This window comes from Fusobacterium ulcerans (assembly GCF_003019675.1).
Taxonomy (GTDB): Bacteria; Fusobacteriota; Fusobacteriia; order Fusobacteriales; family Fusobacteriaceae; genus Fusobacterium_A; species Fusobacterium_A ulcerans.
Genome location: NZ_CP028105.1, coordinates 715,134 through 733,482, shown reverse-complemented (window position 1 = coordinate 733,482; position 18,349 = coordinate 715,134). Strand labels below are relative to the sequence as shown.

Below are 18,349 nucleotides of genomic sequence, written 5' to 3'. Positions count from 1 at the left end.
TGCTTTAAAATAATATATAAAAATTGTGACAATATCTAAAATTAAGGTAAAGAAGAACTATTAATCCTTTTTAAAAAATGATACAATTAAAAGTAGTGAAGAAGTTAGAAAAATAAAAATTAAGATTTTGATATCTAAAAAGAAAACAATAAAAAGTAAAATTAGTAAAGGAATTTTAATATTAAATTAATTAAATGTTTATGATAAAATATAAAGAAAATAACTTAAGTTTGTAAGGAGAGAATGTTTATGAAAAGTGATTTGAGTATAAAAGATATACTTCAAAAAGATATTACAAGAAAAATAAATGGAGTAGTAAAAGCAGAAAGTAATCAAGAAGAAACTATAATAACAGAGTTAAGTGAATATGTGGTAACTGAAGAAATAAGAAAACATTTAACAAAATTTTTTGATAAATATGTAGATTCTTTAAATAGTTCAACTGAAGATATAGGAGTATGGATTTCAGGTTTTTTTGGATCAGGAAAATCTCATCTTTTAAAAATGATTGGTCGTATATTAGAAAATAAGAAATATGGAGAGAAAAAAGTAACAGAATTTTTTGAAAGTAAATTAAAAGATGCAATATTGCAAGGAAATATAGAAAAAGCATCTGAAGTTCCAACTGATGTAATTCTTTTTAATATAGATAATGTTAGTGATCAGGATACTTATCAAAATAAAGATAGTATTGCAGTAGCATTTTTAAAAAAATTTAATGAATATTTAGGCTTTTCAAGAGATGATATAAAAGTAGCTGAATTTGAAAGAATGCTTTGGGAAGAAGGAAAATTTGAAGAATTTAAAAAGTTTTTTGAAGAAGAATCAGGGAAAACTTGGAAAGATGGAAGTAGAAATTTAGATTTTCATGCTGATGAATTTCTTGATGTTATAGAAAAGATGCAGATTATGACTAGAGAAAGTGCAGAGAGATGGCTTGACAAAGAAAGTATAAAATCTGTTAGTGCAGAAAGTTTTAGAGATTTAATAGAAGGATATTTAAAAATAAAAGGAGCTAAGCAAAGAATAGTATTTTTGGTAGATGAAATAGGGCAATATATAGGTGAAAATTCTCAACTTATGTTAAACTTACAAACTTTAGTAGAAACTTTGGGAGTAAAATTTCAAGGAAGAGTATGGATAGGAGTAACATCACAACAAGATTTAGGAACAATTTTAACTGCAAACGATAGTAGAAGAAATGATTTTTCAAAAATTCAAGATAGGTTTAAAACTATTTTACCATTATCAAGTGGGAACATAGATGAAGTAATAAAGAAAAGATTATTAGAAAAAAGAGAAATTGAAAGAGAAGATATTGAAAATTTATACGAAAAAAAGAGAATTGATATTGAAAATTTAATAAGTTTTGATAAAAAAGGAATGACTCTTTCTTTGTATAAAGATAAGTTTGATTTTGCTGAGACTTATCCTTTTGTAGGGTATCAATTTAATTTATTACAAAAAGTATTTGAAAAAGTTAGAGAAATGGGACATTCTGGGCAACATATGTCAAGAGGGGAAAGATCGTTATTGAGTTCATTTCAAGAAGCAGGAATTAGAGTAAAAGATATGTCATTGGGAACAATAGTTCCATTTAATTATTTTTATGAATCAATAGAACAATTTTTAGAAGATAACGCTAGAAGACCTATTATTCATGCTAAGAATGAAAGAGGTATTGATGAATTCGGATTAGAAGTTTTAAAATTATTATTCTTATTAAAAGGAATCAATGGAATAGAACCCAATTTAAATACTTTAGCTAGTTTTATGATTAATTCAATAGAATGTGATAGAATTAATCTTGAAGCAAAAATAAAAAAAGCTTTAGAAAAATTAGAACAACAAGTATTAATCCAAAAAGATGGAGATAATTATTATTTTCTTACAAATGAAGAGCAAGATATAAACAGAGAAGTAAATCAAGAAGAAATAGATTTTAATGATATATATAAGGAACTTGATTCATATATTTTTAAGGAGATTTTTAATAAAAATAATATTTCAATTGAGGAAACAGGAAATAAATACAGCTTTAGTAGAAAAATAGATGAATATCCTTTTGGTAAGCTAGGAGGGCAAATTGATATAGTTATTTTTACCCCTAGTGCAGATAATTATAATAATATAGAATTTATTGGTTTGAGAGAAGGGTATGATCTTATTATTAAGCTTCCAGAAAATCAAGAAGGATATATGGAAGAAATAAAAAAATCTTTAAAAATTGAGTCATATATAAAGAGAAAACAAAGAGAAAATGTAAGAGAAGCTGTAATTAGAATACTAGAAAGCAAACAAAGAGAAAATCAAAATAGAAAAAGAAGAATACAAAATAATATAGAAATAGCTTTACAAGAAGCAGAAGTATTTATATATGGACATAAAATCAGTATAAAAGCAAAAGATGCTGGGAAAGTAATAGAGGAAGCACTTAAAGCTGCTGCTAATTATAGATTTAAAAATGCAAGATTAATTGTAAAAAAATATGATGAAAATAAAATAAAAGAAGTATTAACATATGATTTTTCTGGAAATGATCAACTTATTAAAATAGAAAAAGATTTAGAGACTAATGTAAATTGTGAAGCAATTAAAGAAGTTTTAAATAAGATTACAATACAAGAAAAAAGAGGGATGAATATAACATTAAAGGATTTATCTGATTATTTTACAAAAATACCTTATGGATGGGATCAATTTTCAATCAATGGAATAATAGCAGAACTATGGACATATAAATATATTAATTTAGAAGAATCAAAAGTAATAGTTACAGAAGCAAAAGAAGCAAAAGAACTTTTGATAAAATCTCAAAATAGAAATTTAGAGAGAGTGGTAATAACTTTAAAAGAAGAAATAGATATAGAACTTATAAAAAAAGTGAATAATATATTAAAAAGTTTTTTTGGAAATGGAGTTGAGATTACCAATAATTCACCCAAGGAAGAATTATTTGTTATTCTTAAGGAAAAAATAGGTTGTGTTAGCAAATATGAAAGTGAATATAACGAAAAAAATTATCCAGGAAAAAAAGAATTGAAAGAATGGAAAGAGTTATTAAAAGAGATACTTTTTTCTAAAGGAAAAGCGGAAAAAGTATTACAAGATTTTTTAGATATGGAAGAAGAGTTGTATGATTTATATGAAAAGCAATCAACTGTAGTAGATTTTTTTACTAATTCTAAAAAAAGAAAATATGATGAAGCTCTTGATAAAATAAAAAGAATTGAAGAATATATTGATTTTGTTGGGAGTTTGAAAGATAATTCTGCCTATAATATTCTTTTAGAAATAGTTAGGGATAATAATCCGTATTCAAGAATAAGAGAAATAGATGATTTGATATCTGCTATAAATTTAGAAGAAAATATATTGATTGAAAATGAAAAAAATAATTTAAAGAAAAAAGTAGAGAAAAAAAATGAGTTTTTCTCAGAAGTATTAAAAGATAGAGATGCTATTTTAAATAGGGTTAACAATAATCTGCAAGATTTTATTGAAGAAATAAATAAAATAAAAGATACAAATATTTTTTTGAGAGGAAGAAAGTTAGAAAATATTATATTTAATATAGAAACAGAATATAGAAATAGTATTAAAGAAGAAATTAATAGTATAGAAAAAGAGCTTATTAGTATATTAGAAGATAAGACAGATATAGAAGAACTTGTAAAAGAGATAAAAGTAACATATAATAGTTTTAAGGAAGAAGTAGAAAAAAAAGAATTAGAAAATTTAGAGAAAATAATAGAAATGGCAAAAAAAGATAAAGATGGATTCATTCAACAAAGTAATGGAAAAGCTAAAAAAAAGGAAAGAATTAAACTAAGAAGGATAAATGTAACTTCAAAATATAATTTAGAAACAGAAGAGCAAGTACAACTTTATATAACTGAATTAGAAAGAGAAATAGAAGAATTAAAATTTAAAATGTTAGAAGCTATTAAAAAAAATAAGATAGTAGATATAAATTGATAAAATAAAATTGTCATAGTAGAGCTATGACAATTTTTGGGAGGAAAGAGTGAATAAGAATAGCCTAAAAATATTTGCTATAGAAGCTAGAAAAGAACTTATGAGAAAAATGGAAGTTAGATTGAAAATACTTGGAATAAATAAAAATAATTTAGATATTCCAGTAATATTAGGAAGTCAAGTAGAAGTAAAAGGAAATCTATACTCTAAATCAAGTTATAATAAGTTGATTGAAAAATATAAGGAACTTGGATATGATGAATTAATAGAGGAAAGTGCATATATATGGTTCAATAGGCTTATAGCCTTGGCATATATGGAAGCAAATAAATATATAGATGAAAAAATGGTATTTAGTAATGGCTCAAAAATAGAGCCAGCAATTATAGATGAATATCTTGAAGCTAATTTTTTTCAAAAATTAGAAAGAGAAGAACAGAAAAAAATACATGAATTGAAAGATAAAAATACTCTAGAATCTCTAGAAAAGATGTATTCTATATTGGTAGAAGAAAAATGTGAGGAACTTTCATCTATTATGCCATTTATATTTTCAAAAAAGGGGGGATATTCTGATATACTCTTTCCTTCAGGATTATTAATGGATAATTCTGTTCTTGTAAAACTAAGATATGAAATAGAGGAATCTAAAGAAAATGGTTTGGTGCCAATAGAATTAATAGGTTGGTTGTACCAATATTATAACTCTGAAAAGAAAAATGAAGTTTTTGAGGGATTGAAAAAAAATAAAAAAATAACAAAGGAGAATATACCAGCAGCAACACAATTATTTACACCTAAATGGATAGTTAAATATATGGTAGAAAATTCATTGGGAAAGTTAGCTATAGAATCATTAGGAGTAGACTCAGAAATTAAAAAAAATTGGAAATACTATATAGAAACTGAAAAAGATATAAATGTTGAAAAAATAAAAATAGAAGATATAAAAATACTTGATCCAGCGATGGGGAGCGGCCATATGCTTACTTATTCTTTTGACATACTTTTTGAAATATATGAGAATCTTGGTTGGAGTAAAAAAGATGCAGTATTATCTATAATGAAAAACAATATATTGGGATTAGAAATAGATGAGAGAGCTGCTCAACTTGCTTCATTTGCAATAATGATGAAGGCAAAAGAAAAGTTTCCTAGACTATTCAAAGTATTGGAAAAATTAGATGGTGAAGAAAAATTTAAGTTAAACATATTAGTGATAAAAGAAAGTAATAATATATCTACAAGAACAAGAAAATTAATAGCTGAAAATTCATTAAAAAATTTAGCTATAATGCTTGATAATTTTTATGATGCTAAAGAATATGGAAGTATTTTAAAAATAGAAGATATAGATACAAAAAAGTTAGAAGAAGAATTTAAATCTTTAAATGAAATATTAAAAAATCAAGGTCAAACATCCATGTTCAGAGGAAATGACATTTTAGATGGAAATATAGATGAAGATTTTAAAAAAATAAAAGGAATGATACATCAGCAAAAAATAATGGCAGATAAGTATGAGGTAGTTATAACTAACCCCCCATATATGAGTAGTAGTGGAATGGATGAAAAATTAAAAAAGTATGTTGAAAAGAATTATAAGAATAGTAAAAGTGATATGTTCTCTCTATTTATAGAGAAATGTGAGGAATTTACTAAGGAAAATATGTATACCTCAATGATAACAATGCACTCTTGGATGTTTTTAAGTAGCTTTGAAAATTTAAGAAAAAATATTATAGAAAATACAGAGATACAAAATTTAACTCATTTGGGGACAAGGGCATTTGCAGATATTGGAGGAGAAGTACTTCAAACTGTTGCTTGGGTAAGTAAGAATAAAATGCCAGAAATATCAGGAAATTATATAAGATTAGTAGATTATAATAGTGCTGAATGGAAGGAAAATGAATTTTTTAATCCCCTCAATAAATATAAAGCATATCAAAAAGATTTTGAAAAAATCCCAGGAAATCGTTTAGGATATTGGTTGAGTAAAAAAGAAGTGAAAATTATTTCATCTTCGGAAACAATGGAAACTATATCATATCCCGCAACAGGAATGCAAACAGGGAATAATTCTTATTATACAAGAGATTGGAGTGAAGTCTCTATAAATAATATAAATTTTAAACCTAGTGGATATGATTTTAGAGATAAAAAATGGGCTTTATATCAAATGGGAGGAGATTCAAGAAAATGGTATGGTAACTTGGATAGCCTTATTAACTGGAAGGATAACGGTAAGGAAGTAAAAAATGAAAAAAGTGCTGTTATAAGAAACGAGAAATTTTTTTTCAAAAAAGGATTTAGTTGGAAAAGGATTACTTCTGGGGTAAATACAATTAGACTTTTAAAACCAGATTTTATTTTTGATCAAGCTGCTGATTCTGTTTTTCTTAAACAGGATAAAAACTTTTTATATACAATGAGTTTTTTTAATATGAAAATTATGAAAAGAATTTTCGAGTTTATAGCACCTACTTTAAATTTGACATCTGGAACTGTTAAAGAAATACCCATTTATTTTACTGAAGATTTAGAAGTTTTCAAAAAAATTAATTGTCTAACAGAAAAATGTATAAATATATCTAAACAAGAATGGGACTTTCGTGAAACTTCTTGGGATTTTGAAAAGCTTTCTTTAATTGATGGGGAAAATTTAGAATCAGCATACGATTCTTACTGTAATTATTGGAGAAATCAATTTGTCCAAATGCATAAAAATGAGGAAGAGCTAAACAGGATTTTTATAAATATATATGAATTACAAGATGAAATGGATGAGAAAGTAGAATTTGAAGATATTACATTATTAAAAAAAGAGGCAACTATAAAAAAAATAGTTACTAATTCCATACAAATAGAAGAAGGATTTGAAGAAATGGAAAAAACTTCAGAAGGATATCTATTTAATAGAGGAGTAGAACTGGAATTTAATAAAGAAGAATTAGTAAAACAATTTTTATCATATACTATAGGTTGTATTATGGGAAGATATTCAATAGATAAACCTGGACTTATAATTGCTAATTCCGATGATAACTTGATTATTGAAGGAAATAAAGTCGTTATAAAAGGGACAGATGGAGAAATTAGACATGAAATAGAGGAATCAAGATTTTTTGCTGATGTCTATGGAATTATTCCTGTAACAGAAGAAGAAGTTTTTGAAAATGATATTGTGAAGAAGGTAATAGAATTTGTGAAAATTCTATATGGAGAAAAGAACTTGAAAAAAAATCTTGAATTTATAGCTGAAGCTCTAGGAAAGAAGAAAGATGAAACAGCTGAAGAAGTATTAAGAAAATACTTTATAAAAGATTTTTATGATGATCATCTTCAAAGATACAAAAAAAGGCCAATTTATTGGATGCTGAACAGTGGTAAGAAAAATTCTTTTTCATGTCTTGTATATCTACATAGATATGAAGAAAATACTATTGCTAGAATGAGAACTGATTATCTTACACCTTATCAAGAAATAATAGAAAATCAAAGATCTTATTATGAAAAAATAGTTATAGATGGTAAAACTATTCCAAAGGATAAAAAAATTGCTGAGAAAAAATTAAAAGAATTAGAAAATAACCTGAAAGAACTAAGAGAATATGCAAATGAGGTAAAACATATAGCTGAGCAAAAAATTGTATTAGATTTAGACGATGGAGTAAAAGTTAATTATGAAAAATTTGGAAAAATATTAAGAAAAATATAAAATAAATATAAAACAGGAGATTAAATTTAATGAAGGCTAGTGAAAAAAAGATTATAGATTTATTTTCAGAGGTAGACACAGTTTTTTCTATACCAGTTTATCAAAGAGATTATAATTGGCAAGAAAAACATTGCCAACTACTTTTTGATAATATATTAAAGGTAGGTAAAGATATGAATGTGAGTTCTCATTTTATTGGGAGTATAGTGTACATTCATGATGGAGTATATAGTATTGGAGAAAAGGAATTTTATGTAATTGATGGACAACAAAGAATGACTACTATAACTCTTTTATTTTTAGCACTTTATTATAAATTGAAAGAAACAAATAAAAGAGCAGCTGATAAAATATATGAGCAATATATAATAAATAAGTATTCAGAAAAAGAGATGAATTTAAAATTATTGCCTCCAGAAGAAAATTTAATTATCTTAAATAAAATATCTAAAAATTTTTTTAATGAATTGGAAGAGTATCAAGATAGAAATATGTTAAAAAATTATATATTTTTTAAAAATTCAGTAGAAAATTTATCGGGAGAAGAGATAGAATGTTTTTTAAAGGGAATAGAAAAGTTGATATATGTTGATATAGCTTTGGAAAAGGGAAAGGACGATCCACAAAAGATATTTGAAAGTTTGAACTCAACAGGATTAGATTTATCTCAGGGGGATTTGATTAAAAATTATATATTGATGGATTTAGAAAAAACTGAGCAAAATAAAATATATAAAGACATATGGCTACCTATTGAGAATAACTGTAAAGTTAGTGATGGAAGCAAAATAATAAGTTATATATCTGACTTTATAAGAGATTATTTGACATTAAAAAATAGTAAAATTCCTACAAAATCAAAAGTATTTGAGGAATTTAAAAAATTCTATCAAGGAAAAACTGATGATATACTTGAAGATATAAAAATATATTCATATTTTTATGCTATTATTAGAAAACCTAAATTAGAAAAAGATTTACAATTAAGAAAAGAATTAGAATACTTAAAAATTTTAGATCAAACAGTTATTACCCCTTTTCTTATAGGGGTACTAAGAGACTGTAAAGAAGAGAAAATATCTAAAAAAGAAACTATTAATATTCTGAAACTACTTCAAAGTTATATATGGAGAAGATATATAACAGGAGAACCATCAAATGCTTTAAGTAAATTATTTCAAGGGATGTATTCTAAAACATCTAAAGATGGAAAGTATTATAATGTTTTAGAAAGTATTTTATTAAACCAAGGCTTTCCAACAGATGAAGAGTTAAAACAGTCTTTAAAATTAAAACCACTCTATAAAGACAAAGATAAATTAAATTATGTTTTTCAAAGATTAGAAAATTATTATCATAATGAACCAATAGATTTTCATAATGGAAAAATTATAATTGGACATATATTTCCTCAAAAACCTAATAAAGATTGGAAAGAAAAATATTCAAAGACTGAGTTTGAATATATGAAAAGAGTTAAAGATACAATTTCAAATCTTACTTTAATTAGAAGTGACTCTAATCTAAGAAGTAAGTCCTTTTCTTGTAAAAGAGATGATATTATCTATGGATATAAAAATAGCAAACTATATTTAAATGGATATTTAGGAAAGTTAGATGAATGGGATCTTCTAAAAATGGCAGAGAGATTTGAAAATCTTTATAAAGATATAATTCAAATTTGGAGAAGACCAGAAATGAGAAAAATAGGAGATGTTGAATAAATCATTTTATTAAAAGGAGTAAATTTTTCAGGAACAGGAAAATAGTTGTCTAATAGAAACTTTAAAAGGAAGTACAATTAGCAAAATAATTTATGAATCAGTTGAAAAACAAAATAAAAAAATATTGAAACTTTATTAAAAGAAAATATAATAGAAGATTTAGAAAATAAATATATTTTTAAAGAAAATTATAAAATGACATCACCAAGTGCAGCAGCAGCATTAATTTTAGGAAGATCAGCAAATGGATGGACTGAATGGAAAACTTTTGAAGGAAAACTTTTGAATGATTATAGAAAACAATAAAAATAATTCTATATTGTTAAATAAAACCTAATAATAAGGGAAAATTTCTTATTCTATTAGGTTTTATTTTATTTTAAAAAGTGTGATTAGAAGTGCTTCTTTTCCTTGCTTATTTTTGTAGTTTTAGATATACTAAATTATAGAAAAAATGATGAAAGGATATTATCATGGAAATTGAAAAGATAAAAGAGATGCTTGAATATAGATTTAGTCTAACTCCAGTATACCCTAAAAAAAGACATATAATTTTTTGGTATGATAATGATAGAGCATTTAAAGATGTAATGGAAGAATTAAGGTTAGAAAATATAAAAATCATTATTTTGACAAAAGAAATGAATAAAAAAGGGGAAATGATTGATACTAATATATTTAAAACAAAGTATACATTAGAAATAGCAGATATTGAATCAAATTATTTAATATATAGTGAGTATCCAAAGCCAAAAGATAATGAAAATTATCTTTTGGATATAGAATTTTATTCAGAATTTTTTGAAGCTGATAAATCTGCAATGATAATAGAGGAATTAAAATTAGATAGAACAGATTATAAATTAAGTAAAATTATTAAAGACCATTTAGAATTTTTTGCTAGCAAAGAAAGAAAAGAAAAATTAAAAAAAGTGATAAATGATATAGATAATATGAACGAAAATAAATTAAAAATGTCTATATTAGCTAGTATTTCTGGATCTAAAAGCATAGAGATACTGGAGATATTGAAGAATTTGATTATAAATAAGAATAAATTAGAAATAGTAGAAAAATGGATGGGACTAAAATATCTATATAATCAAATAAAGAAAAAATTTGATATAGATGTAAATAATTTTAAACAATTTTTAAAAATACTTTTAGTAGTACACTTCTATAGGGGGATACAACAAAAACCTCATATAAATTTAGAAAAATATTATATAGGTAAAACAAATGAAATTTATCTTTTTGTGGAATCTTTATTACAAAATAATCAAATTAATAAAATGATAAAAGAAGAGTTTTATAATCTAAGTCTAGAGATAAATATAAAAGATAGAATAGATGAGTTAGAATTAGAAAGCAGTGTTCAAGGGATAGGAATTGAATATTTTGATCAAATTGTTATTAAAGACATTGTAGAAAGATTAACTCTTGGATTTAAAGAATTTGATATATATCAAAAGTATATTGAAATAAGGTTAGATAATAGTTTATGGCGAGAAAAGTATTTCTATTTTTATAAAGCATTATTTGCTGCAATAAATATTCTTAGACTAAAAGAAACAGTAACGGTTAAAGAAAGAAGTAATATAAATGAAGTATTTATTGACTATACAAGTGAATATTATATGATAGATAAATATTATAGAGAATTTTATTATTCTTATGATAATGGGAAAAATAATGAACTATATGGGATTTTAGACGAACTTGAAGATAGAATAGCATATTTTTATGAAAAAGAATATTTGGAAATTTTATTAGAAATTTGGTCTAATCATATTAGTGAAAGGGAAAAATTGCCACAACAAAAAAACTTCTATAAGGAACATATAACAAAGGCTGATACAAGAGTTGCAGTTATTATTTCTGATGCACTAAGATTTGAAGTGGGAAATGAAATAGCTAAAAAATTAATGAAAGAAGCTAATACAAAAGAAATAATTTTAAATTCAATGATTACAGAACTTCCAAGTATAACTTCAATAGGAATGGCAAATCTTCTTCCATTTGGGTCACAGAAAAAAATTGATTTAATTGAAAAGAAAATTTTCATAAAAAATATAAATACTTTAAATACTGAAAATAGAGAAAAAATATTAAAGCTTAGTTGTGGAGAATCAGTTGCTATTACATTTGATAGGTTTAAAAATAAGAGCAGAGGAGAACAAGAAGAATATATTAAAGGTAAAAAAGTAATATATATATATCATGATAACATTGATGCTATTGGAGATAAGGGGAAAACTGAAAATAGAGCATTTGAAGCATGCCATATAACCATAGAGGACATAACAGGATTGTCTAAAACACTTTCTAGTCTTGGAATTGTAAATATTTATATAACAAGTGACCATGGTTTTCTTTATGAGAGAAAAGAGATAGCAGAATATGATAAAATTGAATTAAGTAATCAGGAATATTTTAGTATAGGGAAGAGATACGCATTATATTCCAATTATGTAGAAGAAAAAGGGTGTATTACTTTAAATGTAAATGATTTATATGGAATATTTCCCATAAAAAATCAAAGAATAAAGAGTCTTGGAAATGGATTACAGTTTGTTCATGGTGGGATAAGTCCACAAGAAATGATAGTTCCATTAATTCACTATAAAAGTGGAGTAAATTCTAAAAAATCTTCAAAGGTTGGGGTTAGAATAAAAGAAAGTGTGTGGAAAATAACTTCTAATTTAACAAAATTTACTATATATCAATTAGAACCTGTAAGTATAAAGGGAAAAATCATTGAAAGAGATATTGTTGCTGCTTTATATACAGAGCTTGGGATTAAGGTAAGTGATGAATTCAAAGTTAGATTAAATGCAACGGAAGAAAATTTTCAATATAATTTTAGATTAACTTTGAGCGGAGAGCATAAAAAAGTATTTTTAAAAATATCAGATATTGAAAGTGGAGATATTTTAGACTCAAAAGAATATAATGTAAATTTAGGTATTGCATCAGATTTTGATTTTTAGAGAGGAAGGTTTATGGATATAATAAACGAAATTGGAAATGAGGCTTTTGAAGGAAAAATAGTAAAGAAAGACTTAGTTTCTAAAATAAAAGGTGGGGCCAATGTACCTATATATGTATTGGAATATTTATTAGGAATGTATTGCAACCAAATAGATAAAGAAAATATAGAAATAGGTATGGAAAAAGTAAAAAAAATATTGGCGGAAAACTATGTTCGTCCTGATGAAGCTGAAAAGGTAAAATCAAAAATAAAAGAAATAGGAAGTTATACTGTCATAGATAAAGTAAATGTAAAATTGAATGAAAAAAAAGATAGATATGAAGGGGAACTTTCAAATCTAGGAGTGGGGAATATAGAAATTCCAGGTGCTTATATAAAAGAATTTGAAAAACTTTTAAGCGGAGGAATATGGTGTATTCTTACTCTAAGTTATGAATTTGATGAATTAAGTGTAGGAGATTCACCATTTAAATTGGAAAAATTAAGACCTATTCAGATTGCAAATTTAAATATGTTAGATGTTTATGATGGAAGAAAAAAGTTTACCAAGAATCAATGGATCAATTTTTTGTTAAGATCAACAGGAATGGAACCAGAAATTTTTGATAAAGATGCAATTTGGCATCTTTTAGGAAGAATGGCCCCTTTAGTAGAAAATAATTATAACCTTTGTGAGTTAGGACCAAGAGGAACAGGAAAATCTTATATTTATAAAGAGATCAGTCCAAATTCCATTCTTCTTTCAGGAGGACAGACCACAGTTGCCAATTTATTTTATAACATGTCAAAAAAACAAATTGGCTTAGTTGGATATTGGGATGTAGTAGCTTTTGATGAAATTGCAGGGATTAAATTTAAGGATAAAGATGGTATTCAAATAATGAAAGATTTTATGGCAAGTGGCTCTTTTGCAAGAGGAAAAGAAGAAAAAAATGCTAATGCATCAATGGTTTTTATAGGAAATATAAATCAAAGTATAGATGTTTTAGTAAAAACAGCACATCTTCTTGTAGATTTTCCTCCAGAAATGAATAATGATTCTGCATTTTTTGATAGGATGCATAGTTATATACCTGGATGGGAAATACCAAAACTTTCTCCACATTGTTTTACAAAAGAATATGGATTGATAGTAGATTATATGGCAGAAGTTTTTAGGGAACTTAGGAAGATATCTTATGGTGATGCAATAGATAAATACTTTGTTTTAGGTAGAGATTTAAATCAAAGGGATACAATTGCAGTAAGAAAAACGGTATCAGCCTTTATTAAATTAATTTATCCAGATGGAGAGTTTGGCAAGGAAGAAGTAGAGGAGATATTAGTAAGAGCTTTAGAATATAGAAGAAGAGTCAAAGAACAACTTAAAAAAATGGCTGGAATGGAATTTTTTGCAACTAATTTCTCTTATATTGATAAAGAAATAGGTGAAGAAAAATATGTTAATTTAAAAGAGCAAGGGGGAGGAAAACTTATACCAGAGGGTCAATTAAAAGTAGGGTCTCTCTATACAATTGCATCTTGTAATAGTAGTATAAAAGGACTTTATAAAATAGAGTGTCAAGTATCTTCTGGAAAAGGAAGAGTTACAGTTTCAGATAATAAATATAGAAAAACTTTTGAAAATGCTTTTAGTTATTTAAAAATAAATTCTAGAAGAATAAGTGGAGCTATTAATATTTCAGAGAAAGAATTTTATTTGTCTGTTTCTGATGAAAAAAATGTTGGATTGTCTGATAATCTTACATTAGGTGGATTTATATCTATGTGTTCTAATTCACTTAATAGACAAGTATTAGGACAAACTGTTATATTAGGTGAAATGGCTCTTTCAGGCTCTGTATTAGTAGTTTCAGAATTAGCAAATACCCTTCAAATAGCTAGAGAAGCTGGAGCTAAAAAAGCATTAATACCAATATTAAATGCGAAAGATATGGGGAGTCTTCCTCCAGATATCTTAGGAGATGTCCAGCTTATTTTTTATCAAGATCCTATTGATGCTGTTCAAAAAGCTCTAGGATTTTTATAATATTTTGAAAAGAGGTAAAAATGGAATATAGAGCAATAACTGGAGAAAATTTTTATTTTACTGAAATGAAAAATGCTGGTAAATTTTTAGTAGAAAACCAAATTACAGAAAATTTAAAGGAAATATTTAAGGAAAGGGACATCTTAGATTGTATTAGTAAAAATAATTTTAATAGAAAGTTTCAAACTGTTAATAAAAGATTAAATTCTTTGACATCTATTTTAAAATATTATTTAGTAAATAGTGATACTAATACTACTAAATTTATAATATTTTATAGCATTTTATGCAATGAAAGAATTGTGGCAGAATTTATGGATGAAGTAATAAGAGAAAAGTATAATAATTATGATTACTATCTAAAAGATAGTGAATTTATAAAATTTTTAGAGAATAAAGCTGAGCAATCAGAAATTATTGAAAATTGGAGTGATCCTACAAAAAAGAAAATAATTTTAAAATTAAAAAATTTTTTAACAGAGAGTGGTTTTATTAAAAAGGAGAAGGAGAAATTATATAAAATATTAAAACCTCTTATTATTTCTGAGGTCATAGATGAAATTAAAGAAAATGGGAGTAAATCAATACTAAAAATAATGCTTTATTAGAAATGGTGGAAATTATGGAAAATATAAATGAAAAATTTAAAAGATTAATAAAAAAAGTAAAAAGTGAAGAATTTTATAATAATAAAGGGTTAGCGAATGAAGTTCCTTTTTATATATTTGACTATTCTCCAGAAACTGAGTTAGAGGTTAGAGATCTTATTAAAAATGAATTTTTACCGTCTTTAGAAAATAATGAAAGATTAAGAACTGTAGAAATAGATATATTTGAATTGCTGCTTGAAAGTATGAAAAATGATGATATTTTAGATGTTTCTTTTAAAATAGAAGAAAAAAAAGGAACTAGATTTTTATATGAAAAATTAAAAAAAAGTTTTAATAGTGAGGTTATTGTAAAATATATTGAACAAAAAAGTGAAAATAAAAATTTTATAATTTTAACAGGAGTAGGGAAAATATTTCCTATAGTACGAACTCACACCATTTTGAATAATTTACAGAATATTTTTGATCATACTAAAGTTCTTTTATTTTTTCCAGGTGAATATACAAATATCGATTTAAGACTATTTGGATTTAAAGATAATAATTATTATAGAGCATTTAGAATATAAAATTACATTAAAAAAAGAACTAAGACCATTTTTTAGTCAAATTTTTTCTATAAGACTAATAAAATTTTTGAAGTTCAAATAATATACAAAAATTATCTGTTGTTTATGATTGATATATTTAAAATATATATAATGGAATAGGGATAAAAGTTTGATTTTTAAAATTTAGTGTGTTAGAATAAATTACAAATTGATTTCTTAATTAAAATATATAGCTATTTGGAGAACAGCAAAATGGATAAAAAATATATTGTAGGAAATGCTAAAACTAACTTAGACAATCCTATAACTAAAAATTATAATAAATTTTTTTTAGCTTTTATAGTGTCAGATAAAGACGACATTATATTAGAAACAGAAATGTCATCGATCCTAAAAATAACTAATTCTTTTGTAAGAGAGATATTTGTAGGAAAAAATTTTATAAAAGATCAGGATAAAATAATTGCTGAAGTAGAAAGAACTTATTTAGGAAGTTCACAGAAGTCGATAATAGTAGCATATAAAGATGCGATAAAAAAATATATAAAATCTAAGAATTAAAACACTTGTTTACAGTTATACATTTAAGTAAGTAAGGTCTAAAATTCTACCATTTCTTTTTTGAATGTGTGAATTTTAGATCTTTTTTATTTATAAAACACAGAGGAGGGATTTTATGATATTCGGATTACCAGCATTAATAGGTTTTTTACCACTAGTTATTTATTTGTACCTTGCTTTTAAAGGGAAAAATCTACTATCAACAGTTATCATCTGCGTTTTAGTAGGGGCAGTACTGACAGGACAAACACCTGTAAGCTTGTCAAATGAAATAGCAAATGGACTGAAATCATTTTTAGGACTTATTGGATTTATCATTATGATGGGAGCAGGATTGGGGGAAGTTCTTACAGAAACAAAGGTTGCTAGAAATCTAGTAGAAATACTGATAAAGAAAGTAGGAATAAAAAGTCAGAATCAAGCTATAATAGTGACTATGGGAGCTTCAACTCTGCTGGTTTCTTTATTGGGAACTCTGGCAGGAGCAAACGCTATGATAGCACCAATATTGATTCCAATAGTTGCAAGTTTTGGATTAACACCTAATGCATTGGCAGTTATTCTTCATGGAGCAGGAGCATGTGGATTGTTCCTAGGGCCATTTGTTCCTCCAGTAATTACATTGATGGGACTTACAGGTCTTACATATGGAACATATCTTGCAAATATAGGGATGCCTGTAGCAGCTCTTGTACTTGTATCTACTTATTATACTGGAAAAAAAGTACAAAAGCAGTATGAAGGAATTGAAATGTATTCAACAGAGGATATGGATAAAGATGTAGAATTTGTATCTACTCCTGAAATAAATAAAGCAACAATGGTATTTGCTTTGGTAATGATAGGAATGCTGGCATATGGAATATATGCAAAAGCAGGAGCAGCTTATGCAATAGTAGTTATGCTGACAGTAGCTTTTACTACTGGACTTGCAGCTGGAAGAAGTATGATGGATATTATAGGAAGCCTTACAAAAGGTGCAACAAGAATGTTCTGGCTGTTTTTCATGTTTGTATTGTATGATCCATTCCTGAAATTTGTTACAATGACAGGAGCATTTACTACACTTGGAGATATGCTGAAACCATTGATTGAAGTAAGTGGAGATATAGGATTTATAATAATAAGTACTCTGGTAGGAATATTTGGAGTATCAGGAGCAGCAGTTGCACAATCAGTTGTATTAAATGACTTGTTTAAAAATATAGTCGTGGATATAAATTTACCTATGACTATATGGGGAACTGTACTTTTGATTGGTTCACAGATAACATCTTTTGCTTATCCAACAGGGGATATGATAGGGCAGATGGGACTGGCACGTTCAAAAGACTTGAAAAGTATGATAAGAAATGGAATGACAATAACAGTAGTAATGATAGTATATGTAATAGCTAGAGCAATTATTTATTCAATTTAAAATAAAATATGGAGGGGTTGAATAATGGAAGAGAGAATAAAAAAAATAATAGAAGAAAATAGTGGTGTAACTGGAGTAATAATAAGAGATTCATCTGGAAAAATGATAACAATAAATGAGGAGGTAGTTTTTCCTTCAGCCAGTATAATTAAGCTTTTTATTCTTATGGCACTGAATAAAGATGAGTATAATAAAAAGATAGAATTAAAAAAAGAAGATAAAGTTGGAGGATGTGGGATACTGAAAGTGATGGGAGATGGACTTCCTCTTACAGTAAAAGATGCAGCATATCTCATGATATGCCTCAGTGATAATACTGCAACAAATATCCTTATAGATTATATTGGAATGGATAAAATAAATGAATGTATAAAGGAAAAAGGTTTTACAGGGACTGTACTTGGAAGAAAAATGATGGATGCAGAAGCTAGAAAAGCTGGAAAGGATAATTTTACTACTCCAAAAGATGTATTAGGAGTATTGGAAATGTTATGTGAAAATTCAGATGATTTAGATATGCTGAGAAATCAGGCATACAATAACAAGATACCTCTTTATTTTGCAAGAGAAGTAGACTTTGCCCATAAGACAGGAGAGCTTATGTATATAGAACATGATACAGGAAGATTGTTCTATGATGGAGGATGGGTAGATATCATAGTTCTTACAAAGGATTTAGAAAAAAATGAAGATGGAATCAAGATAAATAGTTTAATAGGGAAAGTAATCTTTGATAACTATTGTAAATAGGGAATTGGAGGA

9 protein-coding genes and 1 pseudogene are annotated in these 18,349 nt (G+C 25.9%); all 10 read left to right on the top strand.

The genetic code is table 11. The features are described from left to right. Positions 1 to 249 precede the first annotated feature (249 nt). The 10 genes and pseudogenes from brxC (at position 250) to C4N20_RS03285 (ending at position 18,337) form a co-directional block, all read left to right on the top strand. Complete coding sequence (gene brxC / locus C4N20_RS03330; protein WP_005980883.1) at positions 250 to 3,978, top strand: BREX system P-loop protein BrxC; 3,729 nt, start codon at positions 250 to 252, stop codon at positions 3,976 to 3,978. 49 nt (positions 3,979 to 4,027) lie between these two features. After that, positions 4,028 to 7,699, top strand: coding sequence for a BREX-1 system adenine-specific DNA-methyltransferase PglX (pglX, locus tag C4N20_RS03325; protein ID WP_005980885.1), 3,672 nt, complete (start codon positions 4,028 to 4,030; stop codon positions 7,697 to 7,699). Between the two features lie 29 nt (positions 7,700 to 7,728). Next, a pseudogene (locus tag C4N20_RS03320) lies at positions 7,729 to 9,729 on the top strand (DUF4357 domain-containing protein). Between the two features lie 167 nt (positions 9,730 to 9,896). Further along, positions 9,897 to 12,413: a BREX-1 system phosphatase PglZ type A gene (pglZ, locus tag C4N20_RS03315; protein WP_005980887.1), complete on the top strand. Its 2,517-nt coding sequence runs from the start codon at positions 9,897 to 9,899 to the stop codon at positions 12,411 to 12,413. Between the two features lie 12 nt (positions 12,414 to 12,425). Further along, positions 12,426 to 14,444: a protease Lon-related BREX system protein BrxL gene (gene brxL / locus C4N20_RS03310; RefSeq protein ID WP_005980888.1), complete on the top strand. Its 2,019-nt coding sequence runs from the start codon at positions 12,426 to 12,428 to the stop codon at positions 14,442 to 14,444. Between the two features lie 20 nt (positions 14,445 to 14,464). Beyond that, positions 14,465 to 15,052, top strand: coding sequence for a BrxA family protein (locus tag C4N20_RS03305; protein ID WP_005980890.1), 588 nt, complete (start codon positions 14,465 to 14,467; stop codon positions 15,050 to 15,052). Positions 15,053 to 15,066: 14 nt separating this feature from the next. Further along, a complete protein-coding gene (locus C4N20_RS03300; protein WP_005980892.1) occupies positions 15,067 to 15,624 on the top strand; it encodes a DUF1788 domain-containing protein in 558 nt (185 codons plus the stop codon). Between the two features lie 234 nt (positions 15,625 to 15,858). Further along, entirely contained in the window at positions 15,859 to 16,167 is a 309-nt protein-coding gene (locus C4N20_RS03295; RefSeq protein WP_005980894.1) for a DUF3870 domain-containing protein, read from the top strand. Between the two features lie 115 nt (positions 16,168 to 16,282). Beyond that, positions 16,283 to 17,587, top strand: coding sequence for a GntT/GntP/DsdX family permease (locus C4N20_RS03290; RefSeq protein WP_005980896.1), 1,305 nt, complete (start codon positions 16,283 to 16,285; stop codon positions 17,585 to 17,587). A 24-nt stretch (positions 17,588 to 17,611) separates the two neighbouring features. After that, the gene (locus C4N20_RS03285) at positions 17,612 to 18,337 is read left to right on the top strand and encodes a serine hydrolase (protein ID WP_005980899.1); all 726 of its coding nucleotides are present in this window, start codon (positions 17,612 to 17,614) and stop codon (positions 18,335 to 18,337) included. Positions 18,338 to 18,349 lie beyond the last annotated feature (12 nt).

Bases quoted from the DNA above. Each gene is read 5' to 3' on its own strand.
- C4N20_RS03290 (WP_005980896.1), top strand. From the start codon at position 16,283: ATGATATTCGGATTACCAGCATTAATAGGTTTTTTACCACTAGTTATT.
- C4N20_RS03305 (WP_005980890.1), top strand. From the start codon at position 14,465: ATGGAATATAGAGCAATAACTGGAGAAAATTTTTATTTTACTGAAATG.
- C4N20_RS03300 (WP_005980892.1), top strand. From the start codon at position 15,067: ATGGAAAATATAAATGAAAAATTTAAAAGATTAATAAAAAAAGTAAAA.
- C4N20_RS03295 (WP_005980894.1), top strand. From the start codon at position 15,859: ATGGATAAAAAATATATTGTAGGAAATGCTAAAACTAACTTAGACAAT.
- brxL (WP_005980888.1), top strand. From the start codon at position 12,426: ATGGATATAATAAACGAAATTGGAAATGAGGCTTTTGAAGGAAAAATA.
- pglZ (WP_005980887.1), top strand. From the start codon at position 9,897: ATGGAAATTGAAAAGATAAAAGAGATGCTTGAATATAGATTTAGTCTA.
- brxC (WP_005980883.1), top strand. From the start codon at position 250: ATGAAAAGTGATTTGAGTATAAAAGATATACTTCAAAAAGATATTACA.
- C4N20_RS03285 (WP_005980899.1), top strand. From the start codon at position 17,612: ATGGAAGAGAGAATAAAAAAAATAATAGAAGAAAATAGTGGTGTAACT.